This window comes from Embleya sp. NPDC059213, from assembly GCF_042754445.1.
GTDB lineage: Bacteria > Actinomycetota > Actinomycetes > Streptomycetales > Streptomycetaceae > Embleya.
The window spans coordinates 23,118-36,327 of the sequence record NZ_JBHZAV010000094.1 but is presented as its reverse complement, the minus strand read 5'-3'; the positions used below and the strand labels follow the sequence as shown (position 1 = coordinate 36,327).

Below are 13,210 nucleotides of genomic sequence, written 5' to 3'. Positions count from 1 at the left end.
GGCCGAGGGTGCCTGCCCGTAGGCACCCTCGGCCGGCGAAGTGCTCCGCACTCGACCATCACGCGGCGATCGGGTCGCCCGCCGCTACACCGCAGGCGGGCAGCTCGGTGGCGGCATCAGAATCCCGGCGGACGGCGGAACCCGCCGATCACCTCCGCAAGGCGCTGCACGAACCGGACCGCGGTGCGGTCGTGCAGGTACGGCGCGATCACCTGAATGCCGACCGGCAGCCCGTCCCGGGTCGTCCCGACGGGCGCCACCGCCGCAGGCAGGTGGTTGACCGACGACGGCGCCATCCACGTGAGCATCTCGCGATACGGCCGCTCGGCGCCGTCGACCCGCAGTGTTCGGACCGACCAGCTCGGATCGGGTCGATGGTCGTGGGGGAAGGCAGCCGTAGGACTCACCGGGCACAGGAGCACGTCGACGTCGCGGAAGAACTCGGCCCAGCGGCGGCGGGAGTGCTGCCGCCGTTCGTCGAGCGCGTGCCAGTCACGGAAGCTGACCGTCAGGTCCGACGCGAACCCGCCCGCGGCCCCTTCGGCCGCGGCAAGGTCCACAAGCCCGGCGTACGACTCGTCCGGCTCGACCAGCCCGCTCTGCGCCATCAGCAACGGCTGATAGAGAGCCATCGTCTCGTCGAGCCCGACCGGCCCCTTGCCCTCGACCACGGCAGCGCCCTCGGCCCGAACGGCCTCCAGCACCGCCTGCATGATCTCGACCAACTCGCTGTCGACGGGGCAGAACGGGTCGTCGAGCCATGCCGCAACCCGGAACTCCCGCAGCGAGTTCGCCCTGGCGGCGGGCAGCTCCAGTCGCCATGCCGGGGCGCGGTCGTGGTCAGCTCCTGCGAGCACGTCGAGACCCAGGTCGAGGTCATCGGCATGCCTGCCGAGCGGGCCGAGTACCGCCATGTCGAAATCGGCGAGCGTCCCGGGAGCATGTCCAGAGACACTCCCGTACCTCGGCACGATCCCGAACGACGGCCGCAGCCCGTAGACGCCGCAGAAGTGGGCAGGCACCCGAATCGAGCCTGCCGTGTCGCCGCCGAGTTCCAGTCCGGTCAGTCCCGCCGCGAGTGCCGCGGCGGATCCACCGGACGAACCGCCCGGCCCGCGGGTCGGGTCCCACGGATTGTTCGTGGTCCCGTAAATCTCGTTGTAGGTCTGCCAGTCCCGGGCGTCGGGCGGCATGTTGGACTTGCCGAACACGATCGCTCCGGCGTTCCTGATCCGCGCGACCGACTCGGCGTCGTGCGTCGAGACGTGATGTCCCCAGCGGGTCGAACCTCCGGTGGTCCGCATGCCCGCAACCTCAAGACTGTCCTTGATCGTCACGGGGACACCGTGCAGGCGGCCGAGCGGCTCACCGCGGGAGAGCGCGTGGTCGGCCGCCAGCGCCGCAGCCCTCGCACCCTCCTCGTCCTGGGCGACAACGGCGTTCACCTGCGGACCGAGCTTCTCCACCCGGGCGAGGTAGTGGTCGAGCAATTCGACGCTCGACACCTCCTTCGCCGCGACGGCGGCAGCGAGCTGACCTGCGGAGCTGAATGTTAGATCGGTCATGCAAACCTCCAGGTAAAGCCTGATCCACGGCAATCACTCACCGTAAGAACAGTCTATGGAATCGTTTCATCATGGTGGGCCAAAAGCGTGAGGGACATCACAGTCAAGTGCGAGGGCGGCAGAGCCCTTGCATTTTTCGGATGACCCTGCACCCAATGACCTGCGCATTCGTGGAATCCGGGGTCGTCCGCATCACCGGCCGGGTCGGCTGTTCACCGACCCCGCCTACGACTTCGACCCCAGCAACGACTACAGTGAGTGACCTCGGCGGCTCCGAGCCCGCAGCGCAATGCTCGGCTTGGCCCCGGACAATCGGAGGTCTGAGCTTCTGCCGTTCACGCCAGGGAGCACGTGGCCGGCCTGGGTGGCGGGACGCTCGGGCGGTGCGGGCGAAGTACACGGCGGCGGCCTCCACGAAGGCGTCGCAGGCGCTTTTGGCGTCCTCGCAGGCCCTCGTCGCCTCGGCAAGGTTGGTGTCTGCCTCCAGCCGGTCGCGCCGCAACCACTCGCCGCGCACGGGCGGCCTCGGTGCGGCCGAGCAAAGCCCAGACGGTTCGCACCGGTCTGGGCCGTGTGCCGAAAGTGGATCTTGAACGTTGGATGATCACGGTTCATGGGGCGCGGAGATCTGACGGATGACCAGTGGGCGGTGCCGGAGCCGTTATTGCCGAAGGCGACGCGGACAGGACGACCGCCCGTCCGGCCTCGGCGGCGGCCGATCGACGGCATACGATTCCGGCTGCGCACCGGTGTTTCGTGCGGGACGTGCCCGTCGAGTACGGACCATGGGGCCGGGTCCATGACCTGTTCCGCCAATGGCAGAGGGACGGCACCCGGCACGGGATCTTCACGCGGCTACGGTCTCCGGCCGACGCGACGGGTGTGATCACGTGGACCCTGAGCGTCGACTCCACGGTGTGCCGCGCTCATCAGCACGCGGCCGGGGCCCGCAAGCAGGGTGAACTGCGGAAGGAGAACCACCAGGCGGGGTCGTCGCCGAGCCCGATGATCACGCCCTCGGACGCTCGCGCGGCGGCTTCACCACCAAGCCACACCCGGCCATCAAGCAGAGACGGAAGCCCATGCCCCTCGTGCTCACGGCAGGACGGCCCGGCAACCAGCAAGCTCGCAATCCGCCACGAGGCCACCGTCCTCGTAGCGGCCCTCAACGAGTGGCTGTGACCGGCAGGGTTGCGCAGACAGTGGGCAGCGCGGCCGGTCACCCCGGCGGCCGCGTCGTGTGCGATCGGCTCGTTGGTCGGCGGGTTCCGGGATCACCGCGCGGATCCCGCGTCTGCGCAGGTGGGAGCGGATCGCCCGGGACGAGTACGCGCGGTCGGCGAGCACGACGTCCGGGCGCACTCGCAGGCGACCGACCGCGCACGGGACCCGGATCACGGCCATGACGTTCTCGAACCGCGGTGCGTCGCCCGCCTGTCCGGCGATCACGACGAACGCGAGCGAACGACACCGGCCGTCGGCCGCGTCGTGGGCTTTGATCGTCGGTCCACCGCGAGATCGCCGAGGGCATGCGCACGATGATCCGTCCACCGCCCGCCCGCCGAGGCGTGCGATCCGGCAACAACGGCTCGATCAGCTTCCACCGGCCATTGATCGAGCCCCCACGAACACCCACGTCACATCAAATGACCATCCCATCCCGGACCCCGCTCTTGGCGGGAGCGGTTCGGCGCTTGGGGTGGGAGCACAGACGTGTTCTGCAGGACGCAGGCTGTGGTGGCGCCGCCGAAGTCCAAAGTCGGCTTGGACGCCGTAATCTGCCTGATGCCCGGGGTGTACCGGGCCTTGATACGGGAGCACGGAGTCGGATTCCGGGCGGTGAAGGCCGCGTTGGAGTCGGTCTGGCCGGAGCTGCGGAAAACTGCGGACCAGCGCCGAGTCCTACCGGCTCGCCGGCACCGGGGCGGCGCGAGAACAGGCAGCCACCGCAGGCCCACCCCCGCCGACATCCGTCAGACCAGGCAGAACTCGTTTCCTTCCGGATCGCTCATCACCACGTGATCGGGCCTGCCCTGCAAATCGTCCTCCCGGACCACGGTCGCACCCGCAGCAGTCAACCGCTCCACCGCTTCCACCACACGTGGCCATCGCACCTCCCACGGTGTTTCACGACCGCCGCCGACCTGCACGTCCAAGTGCAGCCGGTTCTTCACAACCTTCGGCTCGGGCACCTGCAGGAAGGAGAGGTTGGGACCCACCCCGTCCGGATCCGAGAGGTACGCACCCTCATCCCACTCGTCCTCCGGGATCCCATGGTGAGCGAACCATTCCTCCCAACTCCCGAACCCTGTGGGCGCGGGCTTCTCCGCATAGCCCAAGGCAAGCGCCCAAAACCTGGCGAGCTTCGCTGGTTGCGCGCAGTCGATCGTCAGGCTCCACCTGATCGTCATGCGGCCCTCCCTGTCAGATACGGCGACGTTACCGCGCACCTCTGACACCTCCGGACGACTACGTCACCGGTGAGCCGTCATTGCTTGGCGGCCGGCCGGGTCTCTCACACTGGCTGAAAGGCATGAGAAAGCGTTTTCGACGACGCTCTGACCTGCGACGATGCCGTGTGTGCCGTTCTAAGAGGCCGAAACTGAGGGGCGCAGGGGATCATACCGACCACGGGCGGCTGCGGGCATACACAGGATTTCCCGCATATACGCAGGTCAGAGGGGGTCCATCGGGCCCCGAGGGCAGGTCTCGGACCGATCCTGCCGAATCGTCACTCTCACGTGTGCCGGGCGGAGGCCGAAGGGTGCTTCGAGGTGGGTGGGGGGTGCGAGGCGGTCGGGTGCGTTGGTGAGGTGCAGGCGCCAGGTGCGTTGGGGCGAGGGACGTCTCGCGGCTGATCGGTCCGGGACAACCTGCGAGTCGACACCGGGTCGGTTCGGCAGCGTGGGGGATTGCTTGCTTGAGGGCGGGACCCAAGAAATGTCGTCGTTCGGGAAAGCTCCCAAGCCAAGGCCGTTCGGATCGTGCGGAGCGGGCGGTGGGCGCGTGGGCCTTGCACGCATAAATCATCTGCGTGTGGAGTGACCCGTCTGCTACTTGTGGTCGCGTGCGCGCTCATGTGAGATGGCATCTGCTTCGCGGTCGAGCCTCCGTACGGTTGAGCCCGCGCGCGTCCACCTGCTTGCTCGGCAACTTTGCAGTCGTCAGGCGGCGCTCTTCCCGGAGGGGTCGGCAGGGGAGTGCGCCGAGAAGGCACGACGGCGAGGGGGTGGTGGTCGGCGTGCTGATGTGCGGCAGACCCGGGTATTGACGGGTGATGGTCATCCTTGGGTCCGTCGAGTTGGCCGTGATGATGGCCCATCAACATGCGAGCGAGGAACCCCGAGTGTGGGCTCGCCGGATGGATCCTTTGGCGCGACGGCGATCCTTGCCAGGGTGGTGGCCGCCAAGCCGCGTGGCGTCGAGCCGCTCGACCGTCACTGGGACGGGCCCTCAATTCTCTTCTGTACGCGTCCCTACAGGCTGGGGAACCTGTCCACAGCGTGCCGATGGTGCGCAGAGCTCGCGATACTCTGCGGGACACGTGGGATGAGGGACATCGCTGATCCTCATCAGATCACCTCTGGGTGGCACGCGTGCGGGCTGTATCTCTTGCGAATCGCGCCTGTGTGGATCGGGTGGGATCCGCCGTCATGAGGCGTGCGTTCAATGTGGGTGCGAGCACGGTTGCGGCGCGCGAGCTGCTATCGAGGTGCTGTTGAAGACAGCAATCGGAAGGGTCATTCGGGGCTGGGAAGGTCTGAAGCGCGGAAGAACCACGGCTTCAGCAAGGAGGAGAGACGGCTTTTGGAGCGGATCCTTGATGTCAATCTCGGTGGAATAGTGGCCAGGTATCACGACTTGGCACGCCCGAGACCAACCGACTGGAGTCCAGATGATCATGGCTCTGAACTGCATATTTCACAAGTTCACAACTCATACAACGCAACATGCAACGGAGACTGAAGCGCGAACTGCATGGCAACATGTTCGGATGAATGTCCATGACACTGGGTCGGAAGATAGATCGTAGATCGCATGGGAAGATGTGCGTGATGATAGAGCGAGAAGTATTCTGCAAACTGCTACGAGATATGTTCTTTAACTTGCAACGTTAAAACGGCGGGTGTACGGGCGTGTGTGCGGGCGGGTGTTGCTGCGGCCGTATGGATGGGTGTGCGGATCCATGGACGGGCGGATGGCTCTACGGGCTGATGTGCAGATGGGCGGGTGACCGTACGGATGGACGTGCGGACGTGTGGATGGAGCGAACGACGGATGGTGATGCGGGCATTGCGATGGCTGTGACTGTGTGCGGACGGGTGGACGGGTATTCGGGAGGACGGGCGGGCGGGCCGAACGATGGGTGGTCGGATGGATCTACGGATCTGTGGCCGGCCGGGCGGACGGCCGGATGGGCGCACAGATGTATGTGCGGCTGGATGGAGGGGTGTCGGGGCGGGCGGACGTGCCTTCGGATGGGCGGGTGTTTCTGTGGATGGATCGAGCGATCGCCGGATGGGCGGGTAGATCTTCGGGTGGGCGTACCTATGGGTCTGCGGGTGGGTGGGCGGTTGTTCGGGCGGGTGCGTGGCTGGGCGTGCGGAGGTGCGGGCGTACGGGTGCACGAATGGATGGGCGGTGGGACGGCTCTGCGGGCGTGCGGATGGACCGACGGACGGAGCGAGCCGCGGCTCGGTCGGCCTTCGGGCGCACGGAACGACGGATGAGCGTTCGGACGGTCGGCGCGGTGGAGCAGCGGCCGGGTGGACGACACGCTCTGCGTTGGTGTCGGCGGGTGTGCGGCCGGAACGGCGGGCGGTCGGGCCGAACGACGAGCGGACGGCCGGCCGTGTCTGCGGATCGATCGATCCGCCGCCCGCACGGTGGGCCGCGCGCTGGGTGGCCGAACCTGTGGCCGGACCTACGTTCGGCCCGATCCGACAGTCTTGCGAACAACCGAGCCACGGCTCACGGTACGGTCGGCGCGATCTGCGACCGGCACGATCGCTCGCTCGAACCGTGCCGCACACGACCGACCGACGGCCCGAACGAACCACAGGCGGGTCGGCCTTCGTATCGGCGTGCGGCCGACACACACAAGCTCGCGCTGTACGGAGCTACGGCCGGCAGGGCCTCTCTGCGGCCCTGTGGCGGCCCGGACGGGCGAAGCACACAGCCGAACGTCGGAACGACCGCTGGACGCCTCTCACGGACGACAGAACGATCCGTCGCACACCCGCTGGTCACGTGGCACCGACACTCGACGGACAGACGGACGGGCGAACACACGCGCCGACGAGCGCCTGTTGCGACGAGTGCCTGGATGCCCGGACAGACACCTGGACGGACAGACGGGCGGACGGACAGACGGGCGGACGGACGGGCGGACGGACAGACGGACAAACCGACGGACGAGCGTGTGTGGTTGCTCCCGGCCGACACAGATGGGGGCGGTCTCGCAACGTCGCCATTTCGTCCGGGGGTTGGTCTCGCGTTCGGACCCACGGCTCGGCGCACCGGCTTGCTCCGCCCGGATGCGGGGGAGCCCCACCTGCCTGGGTCGTCCACTCTCGGCCCAACTCGGCGGCGCAGTCCTGCCGGCCCGACCCAACCCGGTGTGGCGGGCACGGCCAGGCCCGACCAGGCCCCAACCCATCACGGGCCAGACTCGGCACGTCACAACCCCGCGCGACACACTCCGGACCGGCATGACCCGGCCCAACCGGCTCGACTTGGCCCCAACCCAGCCGCGGCACACCGAGACCGACCCCGGCGCGCCCCAAGCCGGGCCAACCCGGCCCCGCCCAGCCCACCTGGGCCCAACCCGCCTGGGCCCCCACCACACGACGCAGCCCAACCCAGGCGACGCGACCCAGCGCATCTCACGCCGACCAAGCCAACCCCACCCGGGCCGCCCCACCCGGAACCGGACCGGCCACCCACCCCCTCACAACCCAACCCAACCCAAGCCCCCGCACCGCACAGCAGGCACAGCCCGGATCAGCCCGGATCAGCCCAAGCAACCCGCCCAACTCCGCAGCCCGGTGTGCGCAACCCGTCCGCCCGCCCAGGGGCCGTCTCCCGACCGATTCGCCCCCCGCAGCGACAGACCACGCGCGAAGGGGTGATGTGGCCGGCCCGTCCGGGTGTCCTTGGGGTCGGCTGGCGGAGGTGATGATTCGTCCTGTGTCTCGATATGTCGAACAGATGGCCCATAAATCGAGAGTTCCATCGCCAATTCGTGCGCCAAAAGAGTCTGTTGGGGGCGTTGATTCGGCCGACCAAACGGGTTAACCGGGACATACGGGTGGGTTTTCCGAGTGTCACAGTGAATTTTGGGATTCCGCTGCTAACCTGACAGACAAAACTTAGGCCGGACCCCTCAAGGACGTCTTGAAGGTTCTGCCCGCTAGATCCTGGTTCGTTGCGCTTTCGGGCTTCCGACGGAAGTATCGAGCAGCTACCCCGGAGGTGCGTCGTCTTCCCTGTCAGGTGCAGCGGACGGCTCTGACAGGCCACCGGCAGAAACCCGGCTCCCGCAGGCGTTCGGTCGCTCTACTTCGAGAGGACGCACGATGGGTGCAGTTGTGGCGGTGGCCAGCCAGAAGGGGGGTCCCGGGAAGACGACGACGACGGTGAACCTCGCGAGCGCTCTGGCGATCAACGGCTTTCACGCTCTCGTGGTCGACCTGGAGCCCCAGGCCCAGGCCGGCGTCGCCCTCGGCGTGGTCCCGCAGCCCCAGCGCTCGGTCGGCTTCGCGCTGTACGCGCAGCTCAACGGCATGACGCCCGACGTGCCGGAGATGATCTTCGACCGCAGCGAGCTGCTCAAGTCCTTCGAGACCACCGGCAGCCTCAGCCTCTTCGGCTCGGTGCAGAGCACGATGGTCGACGCCGAGCGCAAGATCGCCGGGATGGACTTCTCCACCACCGGGATCCTGCGTCGCATCCTCGAACCGATCCGGCGCACTCCGACGATCATTCTGATCGACACCCCGCCCAGCGTCAGCGCCCTGTCCGCGGTCGCCCTCGCCGCCGCCGACTTCGTGGTCGCGGTGTGCGAACCGCTGTACGCGACCGTTCAGGGCGCCGCGGTGATCAAGGGCCTGACCGCGGCCACTTCCGAGCGCACCCTCGGCGAGTGCGAGCCGCGCTTCATCGGCACGGTCATCAACAAGGCCAACGCCCCGTCCCGCCGCACCAGCGAGGACGACCAGGTCGAGCAGCGGCTGGCCGACTACGGCCTCGACCCGTTCCAGACGCAGATCCGCCGGGACAGCCGGATCTCGCAGGCGTACGAGATCGGGCGCCCCGTCTGCATAGAGCAACCGAACATCGCCGCGAGCGTTGCCTACACCGAGCTGGCCATCGAACTGTTCGACCGTGTGAAGCAGGCAGCCTGATGACAGACGAGAAGCCCGCGCCCAAGTCCAGGGCCAAAGCGCGAAAGGCCCCTGCCGTCCAGTCGTCCGTCCTGGCCGCGGCGCTCCAGGACGCCATGAACGGCAGCTTCCTCAACTCGGGCACCGACTCGACGGCGGCGCTTCTGGCACAGATGGGCGGCGGCAACGGGTCCGCCGGTACCACCTCGGGGCCACCGTTCAAGAACGCGGCACCGGCCGTACCGGCACCCGCACCCGAGCCGACCCCGGAACCCGTACCGGAACCCGAGCCGGTCCACGCGGCGGCCGCACCCACCGCCGAGGAGACCCCGCTCCCGGCGGCCCCACGCGTCGAAGCGCCGCAGGCCCCCGAGGCGGCATCGCAGCCTGCCCGGGAACCGGCCCCCGCCCCACAGCAGATCGCGGAACCGACCCCGGAACCCGTACCGGAACCGACGCCGGCCGCCACCGCGCCGGCAACCCCGGAACCGGCGGCCCCGGCCCAGGCCCGAACCCACGAGCCGGCCCACACCCCGCGCTCCGAGCCGGCAGCCCACACCACCCCCGCCCCGGAGCCGACACCCGAGCCCACCCCGGCCCCCACCCCCCAGCCCACCCGGGCCCAAAGCGAGCCCCAGCCCCCGGTCGCCGAGCCGCCGCCCCGTGCACCGGAGCCGGTCCAGGCCCCGGCGACCCAGCCCGCCAAGGCGTCGACGTCCGCGAAGCCCCCGGCCGCCCGCTCCTCCCGTCGCAGCACCCCCGCTCCGGCGCCCGCCTCACCGGCCCCGGTCGCCACCGGCTCCGCCGAAGGGCAGTCGGCACACGCGTCGTTGCTGGATAGCTTTCTCGACGCGCGGATAAACTCCAAGGGCTGGGAGACCTGGGGATTCCGGCTCCTGCCCGACGTCAAGGCGCGCCTGGGCAAGCGGCTCACCGCCGACAAACGTTCGTCGCAGAACCGCCGGCTGGCCCTCGGCCACTACCTCAACGCGGCATTGCTCGAACTCCCGGACGACAACGACGAGCAGATCGAAATGATCCGCTCGTTCCTGCGTGCCAGGGGCGGGATCACCGACCCGAGCCAGTCCTCCAGCTACCGGGTCAGCCCGGCCGTGTACGAACTCGCGCGCGACCTGGACACCGAACTCACCGCGACCGAGAAGCGCGGCCTGGTCGTGTACCTGTTCTCGGCCGCCGTCGAACTGTTCCTCGAACGCCTCGACGCCGAGGGCGCCCTCGGCCGACCCGAGATCTTTTCGCCCCAGCAGTAATCCGCCGTCGGCGGGTGCGGAGGACACCCAGTCCCCCGTGCCTGCCGACGGCACTTTCATGCCGGGCGCCGGGAACTCCCCGATGGACCGACTCCCGCAGCGGGCCGCCGCCGGGATCGCCGAGCGAGCCGCCGAGTGGCCTCCTGAGGGCACATCGACCCGCCGGCCACCCAACGAGACCCACCCACGCCGCCCAGGCGCTCAGAAGGCCGTCTGGAGCGTTCGAGACGCCTCTTCCGCAGCCTCGGCGGCCAGTTCCCGGTCCTCGCGGCAGTCGGCGCAGACGCCGTCCGCCCGCAGCCCGCGAACCGCCCGATCGCAGTCCTCGCAGGTCCCGATCGGCACCGGCGCCCCCGTCGACCGGACCTCCGCCACCGGCGTCACCGCCGCGAGCGCCGCCGCCGTCTGCCGAGCCCGGTGCGCGGCCCGCCGTTCGGCCCCGAAACGCTCGTCCGCCTCGGCCCGCCGATCCTGGTCCCGCCGAGCGCAGTTGCGGCACGCGAACGGGTCCCCGGCCACACCCGCGTCGGAAGCGGCCACAGGCAGCCACAGGCGGCCGTCCTCGCAGTTCGGGTCCTCGCACCCCCGCCGGGCCAGTCCGCGGCCGCTCAGCCAGCCCACAGGGCTCCGGACGGCCCCGTCCCGGGTCCGCCAGCGGTCCGCCAGCCGGGCGAAGACCCGCTCCGCGTCGCCGACTTCCGCCACGGCCCGATCGACCAAACCGGCGGCCGCGATCCGCTGCCCGGTGCTCATCCCGGCCACCAGCGGCCCGATCCCGGCGAATGCCCTGGCCGCCGTCGCCGAGATGGTGGTCCGGTGATCCGGCATCGGGACCGGGCGCATTCGACGGGGTTCCGCCGCAGGCGTTCCGAGCGCGGGTGCCGTCGCCGAAGTCGGTTGCGGGCTCATCGCGGGCTCGTGCCCGTCTACCACGCAAGACGCCCTGCGGGCGGAACCCCCTCGGGAATCCGCGTTCATCCGTAGGTCAATCGGAGTGTCTTCCTTATACGTGACGGAGGTCCCAACCCCCTGCGGACCCGACGTCCATTGACCCTCCGCACCCAGGCTCCGACCTGCCGAAATGCCGTTCCGGACCGACTCGGACGAGTCCTCGACGGCAGCCTCCGAACCCGTCTTCGAGCCGGCCTCCGCAGGTGTCGCGGAAGTCACTCGAGACTCCCCCACCGGCACCGGGCGAGTCGCGGCCACGTCCGTGGCGTCCGCGCCGTCGGCGACGCGCGCCGAGACACGAGCACCCACGACGACCCGCGCCCCATCGGTCGTCCAGTCGGTCGTGCGCTCGGGAGTCTCCGCACGTGTCACCGGCCGTGCCTCGACCAGCGCGATCTCCGTGATCTCCGCGACATTCCGAGCCTCCTCCTCGGGCGCCGCGGCGAAAATGTCGACGGGCTCGGTCGCCTCGGTGTCCACACCGGCGGCGGCGTCCGGCTCGTGGTCGTTCGGGTGCTCGAACGGTCGGAGCGGGATGAGCATGTTGCGGCCCTGCCACCCTTCCCGGCGGCCCACCTCGACCCAGCCCCAACGCTCCAGGTCGGAGACCACGCCGCGGGCGGCGCGCACGCTCACCGGCTCGCCGATCCGCCGGCCGGACTGGTGCCGGAGCATGTCGGCCAGCTCGGCATAGGTCAGGTGGTGGCCGCGGGCTCGGGCGTAACAGATGACCGCGTACGCCCGGGCATGCCGGTGCGGGACCGCGCCCAGGAGGGCGACGGGCACCATCACCCACGGCTCGCCCTTTTCCGGCGTGCGCAACCGGCGGACCGCCGAAGTCCCGGTCCCGGAAGGCTTGGTGCGGCGTACGACGGTGAGTTCCTCACCTGCGGTGAGCTGCTTCTGCGCGGCGTACAGCGAGGACGGGGCCTTGAGTGCGACGCGGCCGTCGGGCTGGGTCACCGAGCGGACGGTCAGGCCCAGGTAGCGGGCGATGGTGGTCAGGTCGGCGATGCAGCCGGGCTGGTTGGGGCCGGCCGCCAGGTGGCCGACCTTGGCGGCGAAGACGAAGGCCAGGTCGCTGTACGCCTCGCCGGTCACCACCCGCAGCGGGACCTTGACCGAGGCCCGACGGACCGAGTCCGGCATGGTCGGATCGACGCCTCGGGCGCCGCCGACGCGAACTCGCGCCGCGCGCAAGGCGGCACGCACCCGAGCCTGCATCGTGAATCCAGAGGATTCGGGCACACTTGAAGAGGGCAAGGACCTGGCTGAAGACAGCACTGGGCCTGCCTCGGGGATCGCAGGTATGATCTGCTCCTGAAGCTGGTGAAGAGAAAGAGGTAAGGGCGACCCGACCGTTCGGCGCGTGGAAGTACCGGAACGGCTGGGTCTTACTGTTCGGTTGTGTAAGCGGCCGGCGGGCCTCCTTTCTCCGACGGCGCCCCTAGGGGCGCTGAGCTGCGAGCGAGTGGACTAGGGCTGGACTCCTAGGCCACTCGCTCTGCTTTTGCGGCCGTACTTTCCGAGCGGCGGTCAGGCGGCACCGTGGCGTCGTCCGACCTGCTCCTGTTCGGCGGCGAGGGCCCGCAGAGCCTGCTGGGCCCACGCGCCGAGCGTGAGGTACTGGTAAGGCGTGTTTTCCTCGACGAACCGCAGCGCGAGCGCGGCGTGTTCGCTGGGTCGAACGGCCAGGTCGGCTCCCGAGGGATGCACGTAGAGGCCGGTCATCGGGTCGACATCGGCGAGATCGCCCACTCGTGAGTGCTCGATGGCCAGGTGTTCCCACAGGCGCAGGCGTTGTGGCGTGTTGCGCGCATAGTTCTCCCCCGGCCAGCTGATCCTTCGCAATGCCTCGAAGGTGAGCAGGGGCAGTACGTCGCTGGGCGAGAGCACCGTCGGGTGCAGCACGTTTCGGTCCCGTGCCTCGTAGCCCACCTTGCTGGGCAGACCCGCGATGGCCGCGAGCCTCGCCACGGTCCAACGCTCCCGGGAAGTGGCCATGACCGTCCTTTCGTGTCAACGACTGAACCCTATC

7 protein-coding genes and 1 pseudogene are annotated in these 13,210 nt (G+C 69.3%); 3 read left to right on the top strand and 5 right to left on the bottom strand.

The window, feature by feature from the left end:
• Positions 1-116 precede the first annotated feature (116 nt).
• The gene (locus ACFXMF_RS29345; RefSeq protein WP_360319175.1) at positions 117-1,598 is read right to left on the bottom strand and encodes an amidase; all 1,482 of its coding nucleotides are present in this window, start codon (positions 1,596-1,598) and stop codon (positions 117-119) included.
• A gap of 580 nt (positions 1,599-2,178) precedes the next feature.
• Here ACFXMF_RS29345 and ACFXMF_RS29340 point away from each other — a divergent pair.
• Complete coding sequence (locus ACFXMF_RS29340) at positions 2,179-2,451, top strand: transposase (protein ID WP_379992038.1); 273 nt, start codon at positions 2,179-2,181, stop codon at positions 2,449-2,451.
• Positions 2,452-2,777: 326 nt separating this feature from the next.
• Here ACFXMF_RS29340 and ACFXMF_RS29335 read toward each other — a convergent pair.
• Both ACFXMF_RS29335 and ACFXMF_RS29330 read right to left on the bottom strand, forming a co-directional pair.
• A pseudogene (locus ACFXMF_RS29335) lies at positions 2,778-3,086 on the bottom strand (transposase); the annotation flags it as partial.
• Between the two features lie 452 nt (positions 3,087-3,538).
• Complete coding sequence (locus ACFXMF_RS29330; protein WP_360319181.1) at positions 3,539-3,976, bottom strand: VOC family protein; 438 nt, start codon at positions 3,974-3,976, stop codon at positions 3,539-3,541.
• A gap of 4,167 nt (positions 3,977-8,143) precedes the next feature.
• On the opposite strand from ACFXMF_RS29330, the gene ACFXMF_RS29325 reads away from it, so the two are divergent.
• A complete protein-coding gene (locus ACFXMF_RS29325; RefSeq protein ID WP_079026817.1) occupies positions 8,144-8,971 on the top strand; it encodes a ParA family protein in 828 nt (275 codons plus the stop codon).
• Positions 8,971-10,221, top strand: coding sequence for a hypothetical protein (locus ACFXMF_RS29320; protein ID WP_380020843.1), 1,251 nt, complete (start codon positions 8,971-8,973; stop codon positions 10,219-10,221). Before ACFXMF_RS29325 ends, ACFXMF_RS29320 begins: the two co-directional genes overlap by 1 nt.
• Positions 10,222-10,422: 201 nt before the next feature.
• Here ACFXMF_RS29320 and ACFXMF_RS29315 read toward each other — a convergent pair whose 3' ends face one another.
• A complete protein-coding gene (locus ACFXMF_RS29315) occupies positions 10,423-12,321 on the bottom strand; it encodes a hypothetical protein (protein ID WP_379992023.1) in 1,899 nt (632 codons plus the stop codon).
• A gap of 387 nt (positions 12,322-12,708) precedes the next feature.
• A complete protein-coding gene (locus tag ACFXMF_RS29310) occupies positions 12,709-13,176 on the bottom strand; it encodes a hypothetical protein (protein ID WP_020554288.1) in 468 nt (155 codons plus the stop codon).
• Between the last annotated feature and the right edge of the window lie 34 nt (positions 13,177-13,210).